Raw genomic sequence first — 23,493 nt, 5'->3', positions numbered from 1 at the left:
TTCCGGGCTGTTCACCTGTGACCACGAAACCGTTCGGGAGCCGGTCGGCGCAGTGCGGCAGGGGTGAGAAAAAGGGGTAGGGCCAGGCATACCCCGAAGCCTCCGCCCAGGCCCATGGCCGCGTCCGGCGCGGGCTTCTACCGTGATCCGCATGCACCCTCGAAATCCCTGGCAGGCCATGTCCCGTCCCGGCTACGTGCTGTCGGTGTGGCCGTGGCGCTCGGCCGGATACCTGCTCACCGGCGCGGTGACCGGCGCGGTCGTGCTCGTGGGCGTCGTGGTGTCGGTGGTGGCCGGCGGAGTGCTCGCGCCGGTCCTGGTGGGGCTGGTGCTGCTGCTCGGCACCGCCCTCGCGGGCATACCGGTGGCCCGGCTGGAGCGGTGGCGGCTGCGGCTGGCCGACCGCGATCCGGCACCCGACCCGCACCTGCCGCCCGCCGCCCCCGGCCTGCGGGCCTGGCTGACCTTCCGGCTGCGGGAGCGGGCCACCTGGCGGGAGCTCGGGCACGCCTTGCTGTTCGCGGGCCTGCTGTGGCCGGTCGACGCCCTCGCGCTCACGGCCGGCCTGCTCTTCCCGGCGGCCGTGACCGCCACCCCGTTGCTGATGGCCACGGCCGGGGACGGTGAGGAGGCGAAGGTCCTCAAACTGTGGACGGTCACCACCTGGCCGGCGGCGGCCGGTGCAGCCCTGCTCGGGATCGTCCTGCTCGCCCTGGGCTCCTATCTGCTGGGCGTCGCGGCGGGTGCCCGCGCGGGGCTGACCCGGCTGCTGATCGCCCCGCGGGAGACCGCCCTGGACGCCAGGGTGACCGAACTGACCCGGTCCCGGGTGCGGCTGGTGGAGGCCTTCGAGGCGGAGCGGCGGCGTATCGAGCGTGATCTGCACGACGGGGCCCAGCAGCGTCTGGTCGCCCTGACGATGACGCTGGGCCTGGCCCGTCTGGAGGCGCCGCCCGGACCGCTGGCCGACCGGCTCGCCAAGGCCCACGACGAGGCGGGCCGGGCGCTCGGGGAGCTGCGGGAGCTCATCCACGGCATTCACCCCCAGGTCCTCGCCGACTACGGTCTCGAGGCCGCGGTCGCCGACGTCGCCGACCGGTCCGCCGTACCCGTGGACGTGGACCTGGACCTCACCGGCCGGCTGCCCACGCCGGTCGAGGCCGCCGCGTACTTCGTGGTGTGCGAGGCGCTCGCCAACGTCGCCCGGCACAGCGGGGCGAGCCGCGCGCGGGTGGCCGGCGGACACCGTGACGGGCGGCTGCTGCTGGAGGTCCGTGACGACGGGCGGGGCGGCGCGCGGGCCGGGGCGGGCAGCGGACTGACCGGACTCGCCGACCGGGTGTCGGTGCTCGATGGCAGACTCATCCTGTCCAGCCCGGTGGGTGGGCCGACCCTGCTGCGTGTGGAGATCCCTTGCGCTCCTTGCTTCCCCTGACGGACGGCCGGGCACTGCGCGTCGTGCTGGCCGAGGACAGCGTGCTGCTGCGGGAGGGCCTGATCGGCCTGCTCCAGCAGTGCGGGCACGAGGTCGTCGCGGCGGTCGGCGACGCCGAGGCGCTGATCGCCGAGACCGGGAGACACGAACCCGACATCGTGCTGACGGACGTCCGGATGCCCCCGGGCTTCCAGGACGAGGGCCTGCGCGCGGCCGTGCGCCTGCGCGCCGAGCGGCCCACCCTGCCCGTCCTCGTGCTCAGCCAGTACGTGCAGCGCCGGTACGCCTCCGACCTGCTGGACTCCGGCGACGGCACCGGCATCGGCTATCTGCTCAAGGACCGGGTCGGCCAGATCGAGGAGTTCGTGACCACGCTGAGCCAGGTCGCGGACGGCGGCACGGTGGTCGACCCCGAGGTCGTACGGCAGTTGCTGCGCCACCGCCGTGATCCGCTGGAGCGGCTGTCCCCGCGGGAGCGGGAGGTGCTGGCGTTGATAGCGGAAGGCAAGTCCAACGGCGCGATCGCCCGGGAGCTGGTGGTGTCGGAGGCCGCCGTCGGCAAGCACATCGGCAGCATCTTCACGAAGCTGGACCTGCCGTTGACGGACGAGACGCACCGGCGGGTCCTCGCGGTGCTGGCTTACCTGCGGGCGTGACCAGGCATGACTGAGCGTGGTCGGCTGTGGCGATATGAACCGACCGGACGGTTTCCTTATCGACCGGTCATCATGTACGACCGATACCACGATGCCGACCGCACGAACGTACGGGCGAACCCCTCACCCGGTGAGCAGTCCAGGTCCTTCCAGAAGCCGTCGTCCGCGAACCAGTGGTCCACGGTGAGCATGCCCAGGTGATGCAGCGCGCGCGGGGACCCGGCGGCCCGGGCGAGGGCGGTGTCCACGTCCACCGAGGCGCCGCCGCCGGGCCGTTCCACCCGCTCGCACACGGCCGCGACCAGCTCCGAGGCGGGGACGGGGGCCGGGTGCGCGACGTAGTGGGCACCGGGTCCGTGGCCGGGGGACAGTGCCGCGGCGACGACCGCCCGGCCCAGGGTGTCGACGTCGATCATCGACTGGAGCGCCTCGCAGCCGGACACGGACGCGGACAACTCCCGCAGCAGTCCCACCAGTCCGGGGATCATCCAGCGGTCGCCCTCGCCGTGCACCAGGTGCGGGCGCAGCACCAGGCCGCCCGCGTCGAGGACATGCCGTTCGGCTGCCGCGCGGGTGCGGCTGGTGGCGGACGCGGGCGCGATCGGGGCTTCACCGGGCCGTACGCCCCGGAAGGGGCCCCGGCCGTGGACGGCGGCGGTGCTCACATACACGATCCGGCGCACTCCGCTCCGTACGGCCTCCTCCACCAGGGCCTTCGTGCCGAGGTCGTTGACCGCGGCGACGGACTCCGGGTCACCGCTCACGCGGGAGGCGCAGTGGACGAGGACGTCGACGCCGGCGCACGTGCCGTGCAGGGTGCGCGGGTCGGCGAGGTCGCCGGGCACCGCCTCGGAGTCCGGCCGCCCGGACGGCGTACGGCGGGACAGTGACCGGACGCGGACCCCGGGGCGTTCCAGGGCCGCTGCCGCGACCCGGCTGCCGATGAAGCCCGTCGCGCCGGTGATCAGGAGGTCGACGGTCATGGCAGGGACCGTACCGGGGCCTGGGGCGGGCAGGTGAGGGTGGCGGCGAAGACGGGCCGGCCGTCCTGTGTGCCCGACACCCGCACCGTCACCTCGCCCTCACCCTTGTCGAGCACTTCGGCGTCGAGCCGGCAGGGGCTGTCCAGCTCGGCGTAGCGGCTGAAGGAGACGGACAGTTCGGACGGCAGGAAGGGCAGCCGGTCCGACGCCGCGGTCGCGGCCTGGCGGGCCGCCTCGAACAGGACCATGCCGGGGACGTGGTCGTTGGGGCGCGGGAAGAGGACCGGGTGCCCGGTGTGTGCGCGCAGCAGCCAGGAGCCGGGCCGGTCCGCGGGAGCGAGGACGACGTCCTCCGCGCGGTGGCGGCCCACCAGTTCGGGCGACACCGGCTCCGGCAGCGGTATTCGGGCCCCCTGGGCGGCCAGTTGGCGTTCCCGCAGGCGGCGGTAGGCGGCCGGGGAGGTGCAGCCGGTGCTGCCGGTGCCCCGGGCGACGAGGCGTCCCGCGCGGCGGAACTCCATCGTCGTGCGCATGCCGTTCAGGCCCCGGCCCCGGCGGCGGACCTCGGAGCAGACGACGTCGACGGTGACCGGCTCGTCCGCGTCCGCGAGCAGCAGCCGGTCCGGGTCGGTGAACACGTCCAGGTCCCGCATGACGAAGTGGGTGTCGGCGGGGGCGCCGAACTCCGCGTGGGCGAGAACCATCGAGGTCTGGCGCAACGTTTCACCGACGATCATCGGATCCTGGTGGCGGTCGTCGACGGGGCCGAAGAAGGCGTGGTCCGCGGGCCAGCGCGCGGTGACACGGAAGCGGACGTCCGAGAGCCGGACCCATTCGACCGGGAAGACGTCCGCCGCGCGGGGACGGTGGGCGAGTTCGGCGGTGACGCGGCTGCGGGCACCGGGTCTGCCGGCGGTGTTTGCGGGCGGGACCCGCTGTCCGGTCTGATCCTCCATGGGGGCGCTCCAGGAATCCGGCGGCGGCATGAGGAACACCCGGGACCGGGCATCGGACCTCCGGGCGGCTCGCACTAAGATACGGACGAGTTGGTTTTTTTCCAAGGGTGATCCACACCGCCGGAGACGAGCCCACGCGCCCCGCACGACACGACAACCGCACGGCGGCTTCACGACGGCTCCACGGCAGCTTCATGACGACCGCGCGGTGCGACCCACGAGATCCACCCAGATCAGGAGGCACCCGATGGCGCGACAGGAGCGCGCGATCCGCACCCGGCGGACCATCCTGGAGGCGGCGGCGGCCGTCTTCGACGAACGCGGCTACACCTCGGCGACCATCGGGGAGATCCTGGAGCGGGCCGGAGTCACCAAGGGCGCGCTGTACTTCCACTTCGGCTCCAAGGAGGAGCTGGCGCTCGGCGTGTTCGAGGAGCAGCTCGCGATCTCCCTGCCGCCCCAGTCCAGCAAACTGCAGGAACTCGTCGACTCCGGCCTGGTGCTGGCGCTGCGGCTGCGGACCGAACCGCTGGTACGGGCCAGTGTCGGACTGGCCCTGGACCAGGGGGCGCTGGGGCTGGACCGCACTCCGGCGTTCGGCATGTGGATCGACCAGACCACCCGGACCCTGGCCGAGGCCAAGGCGGGAGGCGAATTGCTGCCGCACGTCGACGCGACGGAGACGGCGGAACTGCTGGTCGCGAGCTTCTCCGGGGTGCAGCTCCTGTCGCAGCTGCGCTGCCAGCGGCAGGACCTGGAGCACCGGGTCGCCGTGCTCTTCCACCACATGCTGCCGGGCGTGGCCGTTCCGGCCGTGCTGGCCCGGCTGGACATCTCCCAGGACCGCGCCGGGCGGCTGCTCGCCGAGGGACGGCTGCTGCCGGCGGCGGGAGAGGTGGCGGAGGTCGGGTAGGGGGCGGGCCTCGTCCGCACGGATCGGACCGACCGAACCCGCTGACGAGACGCGGGCCGGGCTTCGTCCGCACCGGATGGGCCCCGGGCCTCGTCCGCACCGGGCCGGGCCCGGGCTTTCCACACCGGAAGAGTTGTCCACAGGGTCTGACGTGTTTCGGCCACCGGCTGTACGGTCGGCACGATCGATGTCGACGCGTGTGTACGGCACGTATGTGTACGGGGAGGCGGTCGCCGTGACCGAAGCCGTTGCCGTGATGTCCGGGACTCATGAGCCCGCCGGTGCGACCGGGACCGGCGGTGCGGTCCCGGTGCGGCGGCTGCCGCGGGTGCCGGGATTCGCCGAGCCGTTCGCCGGGGGCAGCCCCAGGGTGGAGGGCAAGGCCCTGCGCGGTCGGGTTCCCCGCGCGGCACACGCCGCCTTCGCCCCGGACGCCTCCCGCCCCGACGCCGTGAGCGCCGTCGAGGAGTCCAGCCGGGGCCGGCTGCCCGAGCTCGCACCGATCCGGGTGGGCAGGATGACGGCGACACCGTTCGCCTTCCTGCGTGGATCGGCGGGTCTCATGGCGTACGACCTGGCCCGCACGCCGGTGACCCGGATCGGCGCCCAGATCTGCGGCGACGCCCACGCGGCGAATTTCGGCCTCTACGGCGACGCGCGCGGCGGACTGGTCATCGACCTGAACGACTTCGACGAGACGGTGCACGGCCCCTGGGAATGGGACCTCAAGCGGCTCGCCACCTCCCTGGTGCTCGCCGGGCGCGAGGCCGGCGCGGACGAGGACACCTGCCGTGCCGCGGCCCACGACACCGTGGGCGCCTACCGCCGCACGATGCGGCTGCTGTCCAAGCTGCCGGCGCTGGACGCCTGGAACGCCATCGCGGACGAGGAACTGGTCTCCCACACCGACGCCCACGACCTGCTGGGCACCCTGGAGCGGGTCTCCGAGAAGGCCCGCGCGAACACCAGCGGCCGGTTCGCGGCCAAGTCCACCGAGCCGACCGGGGACGGCGGCCGCCGCTTCGTCGACGCGCCGCCGGTCCTGCGCCGCATACCGGACGACGAGGCCGCCCGGGTGGCCGCCTCGCTGGAGCGGTACCTCGGCACGCTCCCGCCCGACCGCCACCCGCTGCTGGCCCGGCACGCGGTGCACGACGTGGCGTTCCGCGTCGTCGGCACCGGCAGTGTGGGCACCCGCTCGTACGTCGTGCTGCTCCTCGACCACCGGGGCGAGCCCCTGGTCCTCCAGGTGAAGGAGGCCCGCCCCTCGGCCCTCGTGCCGCATCTGCCGACGGCCGGGTTCGACGTCCCCGAGGCCGGCCACGAGGGCAGGCGGGTGGTCCACGGCCAGAAGCGGATGCAGGTGATAAGCGACAGCCTGCTGGGCTGGACGACGGTCGACGGCCGCCCCTACCAGGTGCGCCAGTTCCGCAACCGCAAGGGCAGCGTCGACCCGGCCGCGCTGGCCGTCGACCAGATCGACGACTACGCCCGGATGACCGGTGCCCTGCTGGCCCGCGCCCACTCCCACAGCGCCGACCCCCGCCTGATCGCCGGGTACTGCGGCAAGAACGACGAACTGGACGAGGCGGTGGCGGCCTTCGCCGTCACCTACGCCGACCGCACCGAGGCCGACCACACCGACCTGGTGACCGCGGTGCGGTCGGGACGGATCGCGGCGGAGACGGGGGTGTGAGCGGGCCTCCGGGTCAGGCGCGCGCCTCTGACCGGGGAGTGCGCCGCCGCGGCGGGGCGACCGGCCGGGCGGGTGGCCTACGCTGTCCGGGTGACGACCTCGGAAGGTGAGCAGAGTGGCGGCGCCGGTGCGGAGCGGACCCCCGGCGGTGGTGGCGCGGCGCGGCCCGAGGAGCGGCTGGAGCAGGCCGTCCGCGCGGCCGAGCAGGCGCTGATCGAGTTCGAGATCGCCGTGGAGACCTTCCGCGTCGAGGTCGAGAACTTCTCCCGGCTGCACGAACAGAAGCTCGGCCCGATGTACGCCCGGCTCGAGGAGCTGGAGGCCCTGATCCTGGAGGCCAGGGCCGCCCGCAGCGACGACCCCGAGGACCGGCGCCGGGCCGACGAGGCGCGCGCCCGGCTGATGCCCATCCCCGGCGTCGAGGAGCTGCTCAACGGCTGGATGGACGGCGACGGCCTCTTCCCCGAGGCCACCGCCATGCTCACCGACCGGCCGGTGCGGCCCCCGCGGCGGGTGCGGCCCAGCGAGGAGGCCCGCAAGCTCTACCGCGACCTCGCCCGCAAGGCCCACCCGGACCTGGCGCAGGAGGAGAAGGAACGAGCGCGCCGCGAGGAGTTCATCACCCGCGTCAACGCCGCCTACGCCCGCGGCAACGAGGACGAGCTGCGCGAACTCGCCGAGGAGTGGGCCAAGGGACCGGAGCTGAAGCGTGTCCCGAGCGCGGGCGAGGAGCTCTACGCCCGCCTCGAATGGCTCGCCCGCCGCAAGGAGATGCTCACGCTGGTCGCCAGGGAACTGGAGGACGGTGCCATCGGCTCGATGCTCCGCCTCGCCCCGGACGACCCCGACAGGCTCCTGGAGGAGATCGCCGAGCAGCTGCGGACCCAGGTGACCGAGCGCGAGGCGGAGCTGGCGGCACTGCTGGCCTGAGCCGGGGGCCACCCGGTCGGGTAGCGTCGGGGGCATGAGTTTCGGAGCTGGTGTGCCCACGGTCCGGGTCGCGGACATCGAGGACGGCGACTTCCTGCTGGACGTCCGCGAGGACGACGAGTGGAAGGCCGGCCACGCCGCAGGGGCGCTGCACATTCCCATCAGTGAGTTCGTGGCCCGCTACGGCGAGCTGACCGAGGCCGCCCCGCAGGACGGCCGGGTCCATGTGATCTGCCGTTCCGGCGGACGGTCGGCGCAGGTCACCATGTATCTGGCCCAGCAGGGCGTCGATGCCGTGAACGTGGACGGCGGCATGCAGGTGTGGGAGGCCGCCGGGCGTTCCGTCGTCACGGACGACGGAACGCCGGGGCACGTTCTGTAGACCCGTCCCGCGGACGCCCGCGCGGTCGGCCCGCCGGACGCGGCCCTTGCGGACACCCGGCGGCGCCGGACCGGCACCGGACGGCCGGAGCATGGCACCGGACGGCCCGAGAGCGGCGCCGGGCGACCGGGCTGTGCCGGAGTGACTCCGGAGCGTGGCACCGGAGGGCAGGACCGGTGTCGGGAAGCCGTACCGGGCGGCCGGGCCGGCATCGGAGCGTGGCATCGGACGGCCGGGTCGCGGCACCGGAGCGGCCCTGGAGTGACCCCCGAGTACCCCCGGCCCACGAAGGCGGGCCGGGGCGGGCCGGGGGCTCCTACCGGTCGAAGTCCAGCTCCACCCGCTCCGTCACCGGATGCGACTGGCAGGCCAGGACGTAGCCCGCCTCCGTCTCCTCCGACTCCAGCGCGAAGTTGCGGTCCATCCGTACCTCGCCCGAGACGAGGAAGGCACGGCAGGTTCCGCACACCCCGCCCTTGCAGGCGTAGGGCGCGTCGGGCCGGTTGCGCAGCACCGTGTCCAGCAGGGACTCGCCGTCCTGGACGGGCCAGGTCCCGCCGCGTCCGTCGAGCCGGGCGGTGACCGTGCTGTGCGCGGGGGCGGGCGCCGTGGTGACGGTCGCCGTACCGGCGTCCACGTGGAAGATCTCCTGGTGGATGCGGGAACGCGCCACACCCAGTCCGCGCAGTGCCCGCTCGGCCCCTTCGACCAGGCCGTACGGCCCGCACAGGAACCAGCCGTCCACCTGCTCCACGGGCAGCAGGGCCGGCAGCAGCCCGGTCAGCCGCTCCTGGTCCAGCCGTCCGGACGGCAGCCCCGCCTGCTGCTCCTCCCGGGAGAGCACCGTCACCAGCTGGAGCCGCTCGGGGTAGCGGTCCTTCAGGTCGGCGACCTCCTCCAGGAACATCGTCGAGGCGGCCGTCCGGTCGCTGCGGATCAGACAGAACCGGGCCCCGGGCTCACGCGCGAGGAGGGTCGAGACGATCGACAGCACCGGCGTGATGCCGCTGCCGCCGACGATCGCCGCGTACCGGCCGGGCGCGGGAGGGAGAGTGAACCGGCCGGCCGGGGTCATCACCTCCAGCTCGTCGCCGGGGCCGATCTCCTTGAGCGCGTACGTGGAGAAGGCACCGCCCTCGACCAGCCGCACGCCGACCCGGAGGGTGCTCGGCGCCTCACCGTCGGGTGCGGGGGAGCAGATGGAGTAGGTGCGCCGGATGTCCTCGCCGTCCGCGACGCGCCGCAGGGCCAGGTGCTGGCCCGGTGCGTACCGGTACTCCTCGGCCAGGTGCGGGGGGACGGTGAGGGTGAGGGCGACGGAGTCGTCGGTGAGCCGGTCGACCGCGGCCACCCGGAGCCGGTGGAAGCGGGCCATCACAACTCCTTGAAGTGATCGAACGGTTCACGGCAGGCCAGGCAGCGGCGCAGCGCCTTGCACGCGGTGGACGAGAAGCGGCTGAGCAGTTCGGTCTCGGCGGAGCCGCAGTGCGGGCAGCGGACGGGCACCGGTTCGTCCTCCGGCCGGGCCGCACGGGTGCGCGTCGGTCCCAGCTCCACCCCGACCGGCCCGGAGGCCGTCCGTACACGAGGCGGGGCGATGCCGAACTCCCGGAGTTTGCGGCGCCCTTCGTCCGTGATGTCGTCGGTCGACCAGGCGGGCGCGAGCACCCTGCGCACGGTGACCTCGCGCACCCCGTGCTCGCGCAGCACCCGCTCGATGTCCAGGCTCATCGCCTCGACGGCCGGGCAGCCGGTGTACGTCGGGGTCAGCTCGACCTCGACGGTCTCCGTGCCGCGCACGTGCACCGCGCGCACGACGCCCAGTTCGCGCAGGGTCAGCACGGGCAGTTCGGGGTCGGGTACCGAACCGGCGAGCTCCAGGAGTTCGGCCTCCAGCGGGGTGAGGGTGGTCACCACGTCGCCCCCGGATGGCTGCGGTGCAGGTGCTGCATCTCGGCGAGCATCCGGCCGAACGGCTCGGTGTGCAGGCCCTGACGGCCCGCGCCGGCCGCCCACGCCCCGGTGCGGGGGCCGTCGGGCACGGTGAGGGTAGCCCGGCGCAGCACCTCCGAGACCCATGCGAGCCAGGCCGTCTCCAGGCCGCTCCCGTCGACGTCCAGGCCCTCGACGGGCTGGAACATCTCACCGGTGTAGCGCCACAGCGCGTCCACGGCACGCTGCATCCGCGCACGGCTCTCGTCGGTGCCGTCGCCGAGTCGCAGCGTCCACTGTTCGGCGTGGTCGCGGTGGTAGGCGGTCTCCTTGACCGCCTTGCCGGCCAGCGGCGCGAACGGGCCGTCCCCCGCGGCCAGTTCGCCGTAGAGGAGGTACTGGTGGGCGGAGAAGAACAGCTGGCGGGCGATGGTGTGGGCGAAGTCGCCGTTGGGCTGCTCCACCAACTGGAGGTTGCGGAAGGCGCGCTCCTCGCGGAGGTAGGCCAGCTCGTCCTCGTCGCCCACCATCGACAGCAGCACGCGGGCCTGGCCCAGCAGGTCCAGCGCGATGTTGGCGAGGGCGACCTCCTCCTCCAGCACGGGGGCGTGGCCGGCCCACTCGCCCAGGCGGTGGGAGAGCACCAGCGCGTCGTCGCCGAGGGCGAGCGCGGCCGTCGCGTGGGCGGTGTCCTTGGCGGGGGTCGTGGTCACAGGTGCCGCACCCCCTCGGGGATCTCGTAGAACGTCGGGTGCCGGTAGGGCTTGTCGGCGGCCGGTTCGAAGAACGGGTCCTTCTCGTCGGGCGAGGAGGCGGTGATCGCGGACGACGGGACGACCCAGATGGAGACGCCCTCGCCGCGCCGGGTGTACAGATCGCGGGCGTTGCGCAGGGCGAGCTCCGCGTCCGGGGCGTGCAGGCTGCCGGCATGGGTGTGGGACAGGCCCCGGCGCGAGCGCACGAAGACCTCCCACAGGGGCCAGTCGGTGTGGGTCATGCTCGCGTAGCTCCTGTCTCGCCGTTCGAGTGCTTGGCCGCGTGGGCCGCCGCGGCCTCCCGGACCCAGGAGCCCTCCTCGTGGGCCTGCCTGCGCCGGGTCAGCCGCTGTTCGTTGCACGGGCCGTTTCCCTTGAGGACGTCCCAGAACTCCGACCAGTCGATCGCCCCGAAGTCGTGGTGCCCCCGCTCCTCGTTCCACTTCAGGTCCGGGTCGGGCAGGGTGAGGCCGAGCGACTCGGCCTGGGGGACGCAGATGTCGACGAAACGCTGGCGCAGCTCGTCGTTGGAGTGCCGCTTGATCTTCCAGACCATCGACTGCGCGGAGTGCTGGGACTCGTCGTCGGGCGGGCCGAACATCATCAGCGACGGCCACCACCAGCGGTCCACCGCGTCCTGCGCCATCGCGTGCTGCTCCGGGGTGCCCTTGCTGAGGGCCAGCAGCAGCTCGTAGCCCTGGCGCTGGTGGAAGGACTCCTCCTTGCAGATGCGGACCATCGCGCGCGCGTACGGGCCGTAGGAGCAGCGGCACAGGGGCACCTGGTTGGTGATCGCCGCGCCGTCCACGAGCCAGCCGATGGCGCCGACGTCCGCCCAGGTCAGCGTCGGGTAGTTGAAGATCGAGGAGTACTTCTGGCGGCCGGAGTGGAGCTTGTCGAGCAGCTCCTCGCGGCTGGTACCGAGGGTCTCGGCGGCGCTGTACAGGTACAGGCCGTGCCCGGCCTCGTCCTGCACCTTGGCCATCAGGATCGCCTTGCGGCGCAGCGAGGGCGCGCGGGTGATCCAGTTGGCCTCCGGCTGCATGCCGATGATCTCGGAGTGCGCGTGCTGGGCGATCTGCCGGACGAGCGTGGCCCGGTAGGCGTCCGGCATCCAGTCGCGCGGCTCGATCCGCTCGTCGGCGGCGACGGCCGCGTCGAAGGCGCGCTCGTAGTCGGCGGTGTCGCCGGCGCCGGCCGGTGCGTCGTACGCCTGGCTGCCGGCCGTATCGCGGGCGGCTGCTGTCGCCATGAGGTCCCCCTCGACTGGATGCTTCCCGGAGCACGCTCCCGACCGATCGTTCGGTTCGTGCGATTCCATGGTGGGACGGGCGCCGCGAGGTGTCAACCGCTGTGGATAACCTGCGGAGACCGCCTGTGGACGACGAGGGCCCGGGCCGTGCTGTGGATACGGCCGCGGAACGGGATCCCGGCGGGACTGTGCTCGGGGGGCCGGTGCTGAGTACCGTTCCGTGCGGCACGGCGGAGCGGTCGTGCGGGGCGGAACGCCGTTCTCGTGGCCGGGAGGGCGCGGCGACGGACCGGGATCGGGGAGCGGGGCGGAATGGACGCGTACGACAAGGGCTCGGACGCCCGGCACGGCCCCGCGGGGTCCTCTGCCGGGCCGGACGAGCCGGACGGACCGGAACCGGGCGCCGCCCTGCCCGAACCTCCCGCCCCGGCCGAGCCCACTGCTCTGCTTGAGCCCGACGCCCCGGCCGAGCCCACCGCTCCGCCCGAGCCCGCCACCCCGGCCGGCTCACCCGGACCGGCAGCCCTGCCGCCCGGTACCGGTCGCCCGGAAGACCTCCCCCCTGCCGATCCCGACGCCGGCTCCGGCACCGGCCCCCACGCCGCCCCCGGCCCGCCTGCCGGGCCCCGTACCGGGGTGGCCGCGCTCTCCCTGCGCTATCAGATCGGCGCCGCGGTGGCGCTCGCGGTCGTCGCGGTCGTGGTCTGTGTGCACCTCGGCATGACGTTCCTGCACGTCGCACCGGTGAACACGGTCAGCAAGAAGCACAGCGAGACGATCGAGGACTGGATCTACCCGGAGTTCGAGCAGAACTGGAAGCTGTTCGCGCCGAACCCGCTGCAGCAGAACATCGCCGTCCAGGTGCGTGCCGAGATCCGTACGGCGGACGGGGGGACGCGGACCACCGGCTGGTACGACCTGTCCGCACAGGACGGCCGCGCCATCGACGGCAACCCCCTGCCCAGCCACACCCAGCAGAACGAGCTGCGTCGCGCCTGGGACTTCTTCACCGCCACGCACGACGACGACAACCGGCCGGTGGGCCTGCGCGGTGCGCTGTCCGAGACGTATCTGCGCCGGATCACGGTGCTGCGCCTCGACCGCGCGGCCGCGGCCGGGCCGGTCGGTGCCGTCGAGCGCGTCCAGATCCGCTCACGGACCACCCACGTGCCGCCGCCCGAGTGGAGCGGGGAGAAGATCTCCACCCCGCCCGTGTACCGCACGCTGCCCTGGTGGTCGCTGCCTGGGGACGAGGCCCGGGGAGGCGTGGGGTGAACCGCTGCTCGCTGGCCCTGTCCCGCGCGATCGCCCGCGTCACCGACTCCGCGCTCGGCCCCTACCAGACCGCCGTGATCCGCATCGGCTTCAGTCTGACCTGGCTGCTGTTCCTGCTGCGCGAGTTCCCCCACCGCCAGGAGCTGTACGGCCCCGACGGGCCCTGGAGCTGGGACCTCGCCGACCAGCTGGTCGCGGCGAACGACGCCTTCACGCCGCTGCTGTGGTCGGACAGCCAGGTCTGGTTCGAGGCCGTCTACGCGCTCGCCGTGCTGTGGAGCCTCCTGCTGCTGCTCGGCTGGCGCACCCGCACCATGTCGGTGCTGTTCATGGTGGGCGTGCTGGCGCTGCAGAACCGCAGTGTCTTCATGGGGGACGGCGGCGACAACGTCCTGCACCTGATGTCGGTCTACCTGGTGTTCACGCGCTGCGGCCGGGTCTGGTCCCTGGACGCGCGCCGTGCGCGCCGCGTGGCCGGGGCACGCGCGCGGGGCGAGTGGCCGCGTGACCGGACCGGCCCGGTGCTGTGGGGCGTGCTGGGCCTGCCGCTGCTCCTGGCGACACTGGCGGGCCGGATGGACGGCGACTGGTTCATACCGGCGCTGCTGTGGACCGTGTGGCTCGCGCAGGCGCTGTGGTGGCTGGTGGGGCGCCGCGCGAAGACCGGGCAGCCGCGGATCCTGCTGGACGTCGTCGCGAACGTGGTGCACAACGGCGCACTGCTGGTGATCATGGCCGAGGCGTGTCTGATCTACGCCACGGCCGGCTGGTACAAGGTCCAGGGTTCCCGCTGGCAGGACGGCACCGCCGTCCACTACCCGCTGCACCTGGAGTACTTCTCCCCCTGGCCGGCCCTCGCGGACCTGCTGTCGGCCAGCGGCACGATGGTGATGCTGGTGACCTACGGGACGGTCGCCGTGCAGGTCGCCTTCCCGTTCACGCTGTTCAACCGGCGGGTCAAGAACGTCCTGCTGGCCTTCATGATCCTGGAGCACGCGGTCATCGCCGTCGTGCTCGGACTGCCCTTCTTCTCCCTGGCGATGATCGCGGCGGACGCGGTCTTCCTGCCGACGGCCTTCCTGCGCCGCCTCGGGAACCTCGCGGCACGCGCGCGCGATCGGCTGCGTCCGCGCGGGACGCCGGTTCCGCGGCCATGGCCCCCGGCCGGAAAGAACCCGGCGGAGGCCGCCCCGGCGCCCGGCGGAGTGCCGGGCGCGCGCACGTAGGCTGCGTGCCATGACCGACCCCGCTCCCGAGTTCCCGGCCGACCCCGTCTCCGCCTGGCACCGCCTGGCCGGCACCGCCGTGCTGCTCGACGGCTTCCACGCCCTCAAGCACGCCGTGCGCTTCGGGGCCGAGGTCCCGGTGGCGCTCACCGCGGACCGGGCCGGCGCGCTCGCCCTCGCCGGTGAACTGGCCGGGGACGTGCGGGAGGCGCTGGCGGAGCTGCTGACCGAGGTGCCCCACGGGACGTACGCCGCCCTCGTGCCGCGCCCGCATCCCACCGCCGTGGCCGCCCTGGCCGTACGCCCCTCCCGCGCGGGCAACCTGGAGAAGCTGGCGCACACCCCGCGCACCGCCCCCGTGGTGGTCCTGGACAACCCGCGCAACCTCGGCAACGCGGGCGCGGTGATCCGGCTGGCCGCCGGTTTCGGGGCGACCGGGGTCGTCACCACCGGCACGCTCGACCCCTGGCACCCCACCGTCGTACGCGGTGGGGCGGGGCTGCACTTCGCCACCGCCGTGGAACGGCTGCCCGTGGCGGAGCTGCCGTCCGGGCCGGTCTTCGCGCTCGACCCGGAGGGCGAGGACATCCGCTCGCTGAGGCTCCCGGACGACGCGCTGCTCGCCTTCGGCTCCGAGCGCAGCGGACTGTCGGCGGAGCTCCGCGCGCGGGCCGACCACCTGGTGGCGCTGCCGATGCGCCCCCAGGTCTCCAGCTACAACCTCGCGACCAGTGTGGCCATGACGCTGTACCACTGGAGCGCCACCGGGGGCGCACCCTCCTGAAACGGCGTCCTACGCCTCCCGGCGCACCTCGATCACCCGGAACCGGTCGGCCACGAACGCGCCGTCGCACAGGGCCGCGTTGGCCGCCGGGTTGCCGCCGGAGCCGTGGAAGTCGGAGAAGGCTGCCGTCTGGTTGACGTACACCCCGCCGGTGAGGTTCAGGGAGAGCTGGGCGGCCTCCTCCAGGCAGACCTCCCGCACCGTCTCCTCGACCTCCGGGGAGGTCGTGTACGCGCCGACCGTCATCGCGCCCTTCTCGCGGACCGTGCGCCGCAGCAGCTCCGCCGCGCCGTCGGCCGAGTCGACGGCGACGGCGAAGGAGACCGGGCCGAAGCACTCGCTCATGTAGGCGGCCTCGGCGTCCGGCTTGGCGCCGTCGAGCTTCACGATCACCGGTGTGCGCACCACCGCGCCCGGGAACTCCGGATGGGTGATCTCACGGGAGGCGAGGGCGACCTCGCCGAGCCCGGCGGCGGCCTCCAGGCGGGCCTTGACGTCCGGGTTGACGATCGCGCCCAGCAGCGCGTTCGCCCGGGCGTCGTCGCCGAGCAGGCCGTCGACCGCCTTCGCCAGATCGGCGGCGACCTCGTCGAAGGACTTGGGGCCCTGGTCGGTGGTGATGCCGTCGCGCGGGATCAGCAGGTTCTGCGGGGTGGTGCACATCTGGCCGCTGTACAGCGACAGGGAGAACGCCAGGTTGGCCAGCATCCCCTGGTAGTCGTCGGTCGACTCCACGATCACCGTGTTGACGCCGGCCTTCTCGGTGTACACCCGCGCCTGGCGGGCGTTGTGCTCCAGCCAGTCGCCGAACTCGGTGGAGCCGGTGTAGTCGATGATCCGGATCTCGGGACGGGTGGCGAGGGTCTTGGCGATGCCCTCGCCGGGCCGCTCGGCGGCCAGCGCCACCAGATTCGGGTCGAAGCCGGCCTCGGTGAGCACCTGGCGGGCCACCTGGACGGTGAGCGCGAGCGGCAGCACCGCGCGGGGATGCGGCTTGACCAGGACCGCGTTGCCGGTGGCGAGGGAGGCGAACAGGCCCGGATAGCCGTTCCACGTCGGGAAGGTGTTGCAGCCGATGACCAGGCCGATGCCGCGCGGCACCGGAACGAACTCCTTGGTGAGCGCGAGCGGGTCGCGCTTGCCCTGCGGCTTGGTCCACTCCGCGGCGTCGGGCGTGCGGGTCTGCTCCGCGTACGCGTAGGCCACCGCCTCCATGCCGCGGTCCTGCGCGTGCGGGCCGCCCGCCTGGAACGCCATCATGAACGCCTGGCCGGAGGTGTGCATGACCGCCTGGGCGAACTCCATGGTCCGGTCGCTGATCCGCTTGAGGATCTCCAGACAGACCACCGCGCGGGTCTCGGCGCCCGCGTCCCGCCAGGCCCGCATCCCCGCCTTCATGGCGGGCAGCAGCTCGTCGGGGTCCGCGTGCGGGTAGCTCACGCCCAGCTCGATGCCGTACGGGGAGGTCTCGCCGTCCACCCAGCCGTTCGTGCCGGGCTGGCCGAGGTCGAGGCGGGTGCCGAGCAGGGCGTCGAAGGCGGCCTTGCCCGCCGCCATGTCCAGGCTGCCGTGCTCCCCGTACGCCTTGGGGTGCTCGGGGTGCGGGGACCAGTACGCGCGCGTGCGGATCGCTTCCAGGGCCCGGTCCAGGGTGGGACGGTGGCGGGCGACCAGTTCGTGCGCCGTGGGTTCGGCGGCCATGCGGGACCAACTCCTCGTCTCAGGAACTCTTCGTCGAGCTCATGGACCTGTGCGGAAACGTAGTCAGAACGGGCGGTCAGAGTTAGAGTAACCGAACGATCGGTCGGGACAAGGGGGTCCGCCGCATCTGTGGAAAACCCCGTGCGGGAGGATCGCGCACATGACAGCACTCGACCTCAGCAGTCCCGTGGCCGTGGTCGGCACCGGCACCATGGGGCAGGGAATCGCCCAGGTCGCTCTGGTCGCGGGCCACCCCGTGCGGCTGTACGACGCCGTTGACGGCCGGGCCCGTCAGGCGGCCGACGCGATCGGCGCCCGGCTCGACCGGCTGGTGGAGAAGGAGCGCCTCACCGCCGCCGAGCGGGACGCGGCCCGCGCCCGTCTGCGGCCCGCCGGCGAGCTGGCCGAGCTCGCCGACTGCGCCCTGGTCGTCGAGGCCGTCGTGGAGCGCCTGGACGTCAAGCAGGAGTTGTTCCGCGCGCTGGAGGACGTCGTCTCCGACGACTGCCTGCTCGCCACCAACACCTCCTCCCTCTCCGTCACCGCGATCGGCGGCGCCCTGCGCGCGCCCGGCCGCTTCGTGGGCCTGCACTTCTTCAACCCCGCCCCGCTGCTGCCGCTCGTCGAGGTCGTCTCCGGCTTCGCCACCGACGTCACGTACGCCACGCGCGCATACGAGACGGCCCGCGCCTGGGGCAAGACGCCCGTCGCCTGCGCCGACACCCCCGGCTTCATCGTCAACCGCGTCGCCCGGCCCTTCTACGCCGAGGCCTTCGCGGTGTACGAGTCCCAGGGCGCCGACCCGGCCACCATCGACGCGGTCCTGCGCGAGTCCGGCGGTTTCCGCATGGGCGCCTTCGAGCTGACCGACCTCATCGGGCAGGACGTCAACGAGTCCGTCACCCGCTCGGTGTGGGAGTCCTTCTTCCAGGACGTGCGCTTCACCCCCTCGCTCGCCCAGCGCCGCCTGGTCGAGTCGGGCCGCCTCGGCCGCAAGACCGGGCACGGCTGGTACGACCACGGCGCCGGCGCCGAGCGCCCCGAACCGCACACCGCCGAGCCCGCCGAGCCGCCCGCGTACGTCGTCGCCGAGGGCGACCTGGGGCCCGCCTCCGAGCTGCTCGCCCTGATCCGCGAGGCCGGGATCGAGGTGCGCGAGGAGGCCGAGGACGAGGGCACCCGCCTGGTGCTGCCCGGCGGCGGACAGCTGGTGCTCGCCGACGGCCAGGCCTCCGTGGAGTTCAGCGACGTCGTCTACTTCGACCTCGCCCTCGACTACCGCGCGGCCACCCGCATCGCCCTGTCCCACTGCAAGGACACCTCCGCGCGGACCGTCGCCGAGGCCACCGGGCTGTTCCAGGCGCTCGGCAAGAAGGTCAGTGTCATCGGGGACGTCCCCGGAATGATCGTCGCGCGGACGGTGGCCCGGATCATCGACCTCGCGGTCGAGGCCGTCGCCAAGGGCGTCGCCACCGAGGAGGACGTCGACACCGCGATGCGGCTGGGTGTGAACTACCCCCTGGGCCCCTTCGAGTGGAGCCGCCGCCTCGGCCGCGGCTGGGCCGGCGCCCTGCTGGACGAGATGCACGAGATCGACCCGTCCGGCCGCTACGCGCCCTCCCTCGCGCTCTACCAGTACGCGTGCGCCACTCGCGAGAGGGAGGACACCCCGTGACCACCGCCAGGCGCGACACGTACACCCCGGAGACGCTGCTGTCCGTCGCCGTCCAGGTGTTCAACGAGCGCGGCTACGACGGCACCTCCATGGAGCACCTCTCCAAGGCCGCCGGCATCTCCAAGTCGTCGATCTACCATCACGTGGCCGGCAAGGAGGAACTGCTGCGCCGCGCGGTGAGCCGGGCCCTGGACGGGCTCTTCGGCATCCTCGACGAGGAGCACGCGCGCGTGGGGCGCGCCGCCGGACGCCTCGAGTACGTCGTACGGCGCATGGTCGAGGTGCTGATCGCCGAACTGCCGTACGTGACGCTGCTGCTGCGGGTGCGCGGCAACACGGGCACCGAGCGGTGGGCGCTGGAGCGGCGGCGCGAGTTCGACCACCGGGTGGCGGAGCTGCTGAAGGCCGCGGCGGCCGACGGGGACGTGCGCGAGGACATAGAGGTGCGCCTGGTGACCCGGCTGGTCTTCGGCATGATCAACTCGATCGTGGAGTGGTACCGGCCGGACGGGCGCGGCATGAACGAGCTCGAGGTGGCCGACGCGGTGGTGCGGCTCGCCTTCGGAGGGCTGCGCAAGGCGCCCTGAGCGCCTCGCCTCACCCCTGCGGCTCCAGGTCCTCCTCCTCGAACACCAGCAGGGTGCGCGTGCTCAGCACCTCGGGGATGGCCTGGAGCCGGGTGAGCACCAGCTCGCGCAGCGCCCGGTTGTCGGGCGTGTGCACCAGCAGCAGTACGTCGAAGTCCCCTCCCACCAGCGCGATGTGCGAGGCGCCCGGGAGCTGCCGGAGCTGCTCGCGGACCGTGCGCCAGGTGTTCTGGACGATCTTCAGGGTGATGTACGCGGACGTCCCGTGACCGGCCCGCTCATGGTTGACGCGGGCCCCGAAGCCGCGGATGACGCCGTCCTCGACCAGCCGGTTGATGCGCGCGTACGCGTTCGCGCGGGAGACGTGCACCCGCTCGGCGACCGACCGTATCGACGCGCGGCCGTCCGCCTGGAGCATCCGCAGGATGTCCTGGTCGATGGCGTCCAGGGGCCGCGCGGGAGCGAGCGGCCCGGTCCCCTCCTGGCCCTCGGCCATTTGTTCAGATGCCACCCGCCCCCACCTTTCCGCCGTGGACGTCCTGCGTCCATCTCAGGCTGTGGAGAACCGTTTGTCCACAGCCTGACGCCACCCGTAGCCAAAATGTGCCGACGACCGAACAATCGGTTGGTGAGGCGTGTCACAGACGCCGCGCCTCCGACATCCCACGAGGAGGTGCCGTCATGACGGTCATGGAGCAGCGGGGGGCCTACCGGCCGACCCCGCCGCCCGCCTGGCAGCCCCGTACCGACCCCGCGCCGCTGCTGCCCGACGCGGAGCCGTACCGCGTGCTCGGCACCGAGGCGGCCGCCGGGGCCGACCCGGAGCTGCTGCGCCGGCTGTACACGGAGCTGGTGAAGGGCCGCCGCTACAACGCGCAGGCCACCGCCCTCACCAAGCAGGGCCGTCTCGCGGTCTACCCCTCCAGCACCGGCCAGGAGGCCTGCGAGGTCGCCGCCGCGCTCGTCCTGGCGGACCAGGACTGGCTCTTCCCGAGCTACCGCGACACCCTCGCCGTCGTGGCGCGAGGGGTGGACCCCGTCGAGGCCCTCACCCTGCTGCGCGGCGACTGGCACACCGGCTACGACCCCCGCGAGCACCGCGTGGCCCCGCTGAGCACCCCGCTCGCCACCCAGTTGCCGCACGCCGTCGGTCTCGCGCACGCCGCCCGCCTCAAGGGCGACGACGTGGTCGCGCTCGCCATGGTCGGCGACGGCGGCACCAGCGAGGGCGACTTCCACGAGGCGCTGAACTTCGCCGCCGTCTGGCAGGCCCCGGTGGTCTTCCTCGTCCAGAACAACGGCTTCGCGATCTCCGTACCGCTCGCCAAGCAGACCGCGGCCCCGTCGCTGGCCCACAAGGCCGTCGGCTACGGCATGCCCGGCCGCCTGGTGGACGGCAACGACGCCGTCGCCGTGCACGAGGTCCTGGCCGACGCCGTGCGCCGCGCCCGCGCGGGCGGCGGTCCGACCCTGGTCGAGGCGATCACGTACCGGGTGGAGGCCCACACCAACGCCGACGACGCCACCCGCTACCGGGGCGACGCCGAGGTCGAGACCTGGAAGCGGCACGACCCGATCGCCCTGCTGGAGCACGAGCTGACCGGGCGCGGACTGCTCGACGAGGCCGGTGCCGAGACCGTCCGCCAGGACGCCGAGGCCCTGGCCGCCTCCTTGCGCGCCCGCATGAACCAGGACCCGGCGCTCGACCCCGTGGACCTCTTCACCCACGTCTACGCCGAGCCCACCCCCCAGCTCCTGGAGCAGCGCGAGCAGCTGCGGGCCGAGCTGGCGGCCGAGGCCGAGCCGGAAGGGGCGCAGGGATGACCACCGTCGCCGTCAAGCCGGCCACCATGGCGCAGGCCCTCACGCGCGCGATGCGCGACGCCATGGCCGCCGACCCGTCCGTGCACGTCATGGGCGAGGACGTCGGCACCCTCGGCGGTGTCTTCCGGGTCACCGACGGACTCGCGAAGGAGTTCGGCGAGGACCGCTGCACGGACACCCCGCTGGCCGAGGCGGGCATCCTCGGCACGGCCGTCGGCATGGCCATGTACGGACTGCGCCCGGTCGTGGAGATGCAGTTCGACGCGTTCGCCTACCCGGCGTTCGAGCAGCTCGTCTCGCACGTCGCGAAGATGCGCAACCGCACGCGCGGGAAGATGCCGCTGCCCCTCACCATCCGTGTCCCCTACGGCGGCGGCATCGGCGGCGTCGAGCACCACAGCGACTCCTCCGAGGCGTACTACATGGCGACCCCGGGGCTCCACGTCGTCACGCCCGCCACCGTCGCCGACGCCTACGGGCTGCTGCGCGCCGCCATCGCCTCCGACGACCCGGTCGTCTTCCTGGAGCCCAAGCGGCTGTACTGGTCGAAGGACTCCTGGAACCCGGAGCACCCGACGGCCGTTGAACCGATAGGCCGTGCGGTGGTGCGGCGCTCCGGGCGGAGCGCCACGCTCATCACGTACGGGCCGTCGCTGCCCGTCTGCATGGAGGCGGCCGAGGCGGCCCGGGCCGAGGGCTGGGACCTCGAAGTCGTCGATCTGCGCTCCCTGGTGCCGTTCGACGACGAGACGGTGTGTGCCTCGGTACGGCGGACGGGGCGCGCGGTCGTCGTCCACGAGTCGGGTGGCTTCGGCGGCCCGGGCGGGGAGATCGCGGCCCGGGTCACGGAGCGCTGCTTCCACCACCTGGAGGCGCCGGTGCTGCGTGTGGCCGGGTTCGACCTGCCGTACCCGCCGCCGATGCTGGAGCGCCACCACCTGCCCGGAGTGGACCGGATCCTGGACGCCGTGGGACGTCTGCAGTGGGAGGCCGAGAGCTGATGGCACAGGTGCTGGAGTTCAAGCTGCCCGACCTCGGGGAGGGGCTCACCGAGGCGGAGATCGTGCGCTGGCTGGTCGAGGTCGGTGACGTCGTCGCCGTGGACCAGCCGGTCGTCGAGGTCGAGACGGCCAAGGCGATGGTGGACGTGCCCTGTCCCTACGGCGGTGTCGTCACGGCCCGTTTCGGCGCGGAGGGCACGGAACTGCCCGTCGGCGCCCCGCTGCTGACGGTGGCGGTGGGCGAGCCGGCCGACGGCCGCCCGGCCGGGGACGCGAGCCCCGCGAAGCCCGCGGAATCCGAGGGCGTGCGCGGCACGGCTCCCGCCACCGAGGGCTCCGGAAACGTCCTGGTCGGTTACGGCACCGCGGAGGCCCCGGCCCGGCGCCGTCGCGTCCGCCCGCCGCAGACGGCCCCCGTCGCACCGACGGCCCCCGCCGTCCCTTCCGCACCCGCGGCGAACGGGCGGTCCAGGACCGCGGGGCCCGCCGCCGAGCGGGCCCGCACCCCGGGCGCGGTGGACGGCCCCGTCCCCGTGATTTCACCCCTGGTGCGCAGGCTGGCCCGGCAGAACGGCCTGGACCTGCGGGAGATGACCGGCTCCGGACCCGAGGGGCTGATCCTCCGCGCGGACGTGGAGTACGCCCTGCGCGCCGCCGCCGCTCAGGGCCGACCGGGCACGACGGCCGGCGAACCGCGGACCGGCCGGGCGGGCGCGGGCGCGCCGGCGCCGGTCGCGGACACCTCGGGCGTGACCCGTGTCCCCCTCAAGGGCATCCGCGGGGCCGTCGCCGACAAGCTCTCCCGCAGCCGTACCGAGATCCCCGACGCGACCTGCTGGGTGGACGCCGACGCGACCGAACTGATGCGGACCCGCGCGGCGATGAACGCGGCGGGCGGGCCGAAGATATCCGTCATCGCGCTGCTGGCCCGTGTCTGCACGGCCGCGCTCGCCCGTTTCCCCGAGCTCAACTCCTCGGTGGACACCGAGGCCAGGGAGATCGTCCGGTACGGCGACGTGCACCTCGGCTTCGCCGCGCAGACCGACCGGGGGCTGGTCGTCCCCGTCGTCCGGGACGCGCACACGCGGAGCGCCGAGTCGCTGACGGCCGAGTTCGCCCGGCTGACCGAGGCGGCCCGGACCGGCACACTGACGCCGGCGGAACTCACCGGCGGCACCTTCACGCTGAACAACTACGGCGTGTTCGGGGTCGACGGCTCCACACCGATCATCAACCACCCCGAGGCCGCCATGCTCGGCGTCGGCCGCATCGTCCCCAAGCCGTGGGTGTACGAGGGAGAGCTGGCGGTGCGGCAGGTCGTGCAGCTCTCGCTCACCTTCGATCACCGGGTCTGCGACGGCGGCACCGCGGGAGGCTTCCTGCGGTACGTGGCGGACTGTGTCGAACAGCCGGCGGTGCTGCTGCGGTCGCTGTGAGCCCGCTTCAAGTCTCCGGTCTTCCGGGTCTCCTGGGTTCCCCCGGCCTCCCGGGGTTTCCCGGTCTCCCCGGTCTCCCGGAGTTTCCCGGTTC

The 23,493-nt window shown here is 73.4% G+C and carries 23 protein-coding genes; 14 read left to right on the top strand and 9 right to left on the bottom strand.

Annotated elements, in window-relative coordinates; all coding sequences use genetic code 11:
- Positions 1-151 precede the first annotated feature (151 nt).
- Both IH50_RS0103250 and IH50_RS0103245 read left to right on the top strand, forming a co-directional pair.
- Complete coding sequence (locus IH50_RS0103250; RefSeq protein ID WP_234328074.1) at positions 152-1,435, top strand: sensor histidine kinase; 1,284 nt, start codon at positions 152-154, stop codon at positions 1,433-1,435.
- Between the two features lie 23 nt (positions 1,436-1,458).
- A complete protein-coding gene (locus IH50_RS0103245; protein WP_037871966.1) occupies positions 1,459-2,091 on the top strand; it encodes a response regulator in 633 nt (210 codons plus the stop codon).
- 56 nt (positions 2,092-2,147) lie between these two features.
- Here the strand turns inward: IH50_RS0103245 and IH50_RS0103240 are convergent, their stop codons facing one another.
- Both IH50_RS0103240 and IH50_RS0103235 read right to left on the bottom strand, forming a co-directional pair.
- On the bottom strand, positions 2,148-3,074 hold the full coding sequence (locus IH50_RS0103240; RefSeq protein ID WP_030856979.1) for an NAD-dependent epimerase/dehydratase family protein: 927 nt from the start codon (positions 3,072-3,074) through the stop codon (positions 2,148-2,150).
- A complete protein-coding gene (locus IH50_RS0103235) occupies positions 3,071-4,030 on the bottom strand; it encodes a ScbA/BarX family gamma-butyrolactone biosynthesis protein (protein ID WP_037871922.1) in 960 nt (319 codons plus the stop codon). The genes IH50_RS0103240 and IH50_RS0103235 overlap by 4 nt, the downstream gene beginning before the upstream one ends.
- Positions 4,031-4,277: 247 nt before the next feature.
- On the opposite strand from IH50_RS0103235, the gene IH50_RS0103230 reads away from it, so the two are divergent.
- From IH50_RS0103230 to IH50_RS0103215, 4 genes are all read left to right on the top strand, one after another.
- Positions 4,278-4,943, top strand: a complete 666-nt coding sequence (locus IH50_RS0103230) for a ScbR family autoregulator-binding transcription factor (RefSeq protein ID WP_030856975.1) — start codon at positions 4,278-4,280, stop codon at positions 4,941-4,943.
- Between the two features lie 256 nt (positions 4,944-5,199).
- The gene (locus IH50_RS0103225) at positions 5,200-6,639 is read left to right on the top strand and encodes a DUF2252 domain-containing protein (RefSeq protein WP_051767162.1); all 1,440 of its coding nucleotides are present in this window, start codon (positions 5,200-5,202) and stop codon (positions 6,637-6,639) included.
- A gap of 90 nt (positions 6,640-6,729) precedes the next feature.
- Positions 6,730-7,569 (top strand): hypothetical protein, encoded by an 840-nt coding sequence (locus IH50_RS0103220; protein WP_030856971.1) that lies wholly within the window; start codon positions 6,730-6,732, stop codon positions 7,567-7,569.
- Between the two features lie 52 nt (positions 7,570-7,621).
- Positions 7,622-7,951, top strand: a complete 330-nt coding sequence (locus IH50_RS0103215; protein WP_030856969.1) for a rhodanese-like domain-containing protein — start codon at positions 7,622-7,624, stop codon at positions 7,949-7,951.
- A 316-nt stretch (positions 7,952-8,267) separates the two neighbouring features.
- Here the strand turns inward: IH50_RS0103215 and paaE are convergent, their stop codons facing one another.
- From paaE to paaA, 5 genes are read right to left on the bottom strand one after another with little or no spacing between them, the layout of a single operon-like run.
- Positions 8,268-9,326, bottom strand: a complete 1,059-nt coding sequence (paaE, locus tag IH50_RS0103210; protein WP_030856967.1) for a 1,2-phenylacetyl-CoA epoxidase subunit PaaE — start codon at positions 9,324-9,326, stop codon at positions 8,268-8,270.
- Complete coding sequence (paaD, locus tag IH50_RS0103205; RefSeq protein WP_030856965.1) at positions 9,326-9,865, bottom strand: 1,2-phenylacetyl-CoA epoxidase subunit PaaD; 540 nt, start codon at positions 9,863-9,865, stop codon at positions 9,326-9,328. The genes paaE and paaD overlap by 1 nt, the downstream gene beginning before the upstream one ends.
- Positions 9,862-10,596 carry a 1,2-phenylacetyl-CoA epoxidase subunit PaaC gene (gene paaC / locus IH50_RS0103200; RefSeq protein WP_030856963.1) on the bottom strand — a complete coding sequence of 245 codons (735 nt, stop codon included), beginning with the start codon at positions 10,594-10,596 and terminating at the stop codon, positions 9,862-9,864. Before paaC ends, paaD begins: the two co-directional genes overlap by 4 nt.
- Entirely contained in the window at positions 10,593-10,880 is a 288-nt protein-coding gene (gene paaB / locus IH50_RS0103195; RefSeq protein ID WP_030215302.1) for a 1,2-phenylacetyl-CoA epoxidase subunit PaaB, read from the bottom strand. The genes paaC and paaB overlap by 4 nt, the downstream gene beginning before the upstream one ends.
- Positions 10,877-11,890, bottom strand: a complete 1,014-nt coding sequence (paaA, locus tag IH50_RS0103190; RefSeq protein ID WP_030856961.1) for a 1,2-phenylacetyl-CoA epoxidase subunit PaaA — start codon at positions 11,888-11,890, stop codon at positions 10,877-10,879. The genes paaB and paaA overlap by 4 nt, the downstream gene beginning before the upstream one ends.
- 312 nt (positions 11,891-12,202) lie before the next feature.
- Here paaA and IH50_RS0103185 point away from each other — a divergent pair, with 312 nt between their 5' ends.
- Genes IH50_RS0103185 through IH50_RS0103175 form a run of 3 tightly spaced genes read left to right on the top strand, consistent with a single transcriptional unit; the run spans position 12,203 to position 15,175 of the window.
- Complete coding sequence (locus IH50_RS0103185; protein WP_030856958.1) at positions 12,203-13,165, top strand: DUF5819 family protein; 963 nt, start codon at positions 12,203-12,205, stop codon at positions 13,163-13,165.
- The gene (locus IH50_RS0103180) at positions 13,162-14,391 is read left to right on the top strand and encodes an HTTM domain-containing protein (protein WP_030856956.1); all 1,230 of its coding nucleotides are present in this window, start codon (positions 13,162-13,164) and stop codon (positions 14,389-14,391) included. Before IH50_RS0103185 ends, IH50_RS0103180 begins: the two co-directional genes overlap by 4 nt.
- A gap of 10 nt (positions 14,392-14,401) precedes the next feature.
- Entirely contained in the window at positions 14,402-15,175 is a 774-nt protein-coding gene (locus IH50_RS0103175; protein ID WP_030856954.1) for a TrmH family RNA methyltransferase, read from the top strand.
- 9 nt (positions 15,176-15,184) lie between these two features.
- Here IH50_RS0103175 and paaN read toward each other — a convergent pair whose 3' ends face one another.
- On the bottom strand, positions 15,185-16,876 hold the full coding sequence (gene paaN, locus IH50_RS0103170; protein WP_030856952.1) for a phenylacetic acid degradation protein PaaN: 1,692 nt from the start codon (positions 16,874-16,876) through the stop codon (positions 15,185-15,187).
- 160 nt (positions 16,877-17,036) lie between these two features.
- Here paaN and IH50_RS0103165 point away from each other — a divergent pair, with 160 nt between their 5' ends.
- Positions 17,037-18,551, top strand: coding sequence for a 3-hydroxyacyl-CoA dehydrogenase (locus tag IH50_RS0103165; RefSeq protein ID WP_030856950.1), 1,515 nt, complete (start codon positions 17,037-17,039; stop codon positions 18,549-18,551).
- Entirely contained in the window at positions 18,548-19,138 is a 591-nt protein-coding gene (locus tag IH50_RS0103160; RefSeq protein WP_030856948.1) for a TetR/AcrR family transcriptional regulator, read from the top strand. Before IH50_RS0103165 ends, IH50_RS0103160 begins: the two co-directional genes overlap by 4 nt.
- A 10-nt stretch (positions 19,139-19,148) precedes the next feature.
- On the opposite strand, the gene IH50_RS0103155 is transcribed toward IH50_RS0103160, so the two are convergent.
- Positions 19,149-19,634 carry an Lrp/AsnC family transcriptional regulator gene (locus IH50_RS0103155; protein WP_030856947.1) on the bottom strand — a complete coding sequence of 162 codons (486 nt, stop codon included), beginning with the start codon at positions 19,632-19,634 and terminating at the stop codon, positions 19,149-19,151.
- Between the two features lie 185 nt (positions 19,635-19,819).
- Between IH50_RS0103155 and pdhA the strand changes: the two genes are divergently transcribed.
- From pdhA to IH50_RS0103140, 3 genes are read left to right on the top strand one after another with little or no spacing between them, the layout of a single operon-like run.
- Positions 19,820-20,962, top strand: coding sequence for a pyruvate dehydrogenase (acetyl-transferring) E1 component subunit alpha (gene pdhA, locus IH50_RS0103150; protein WP_030856945.1), 1,143 nt, complete (start codon positions 19,820-19,822; stop codon positions 20,960-20,962).
- Positions 20,959-21,963 (top strand): alpha-ketoacid dehydrogenase subunit beta, encoded by a 1,005-nt coding sequence (locus tag IH50_RS0103145; RefSeq protein ID WP_030856943.1) that lies wholly within the window; start codon positions 20,959-20,961, stop codon positions 21,961-21,963. Before pdhA ends, IH50_RS0103145 begins: the two co-directional genes overlap by 4 nt.
- On the top strand, positions 21,963-23,399 hold the full coding sequence (locus IH50_RS0103140) for a dihydrolipoamide acetyltransferase family protein (protein ID WP_030856941.1): 1,437 nt from the start codon (positions 21,963-21,965) through the stop codon (positions 23,397-23,399). The genes IH50_RS0103145 and IH50_RS0103140 overlap by 1 nt, the downstream gene beginning before the upstream one ends.
- Positions 23,400-23,493: the final 94 nt, after the last annotated feature.

The organism is Streptomyces sp. NRRL S-37, from assembly GCF_000721605.1.
Lineage (GTDB): Bacteria > Actinomycetota > Actinomycetes > Streptomycetales > Streptomycetaceae > Streptomyces.
Note: the sequence above shows the minus strand (reverse complement) of the source record. Positions and strands in the feature narration are given on the sequence as shown.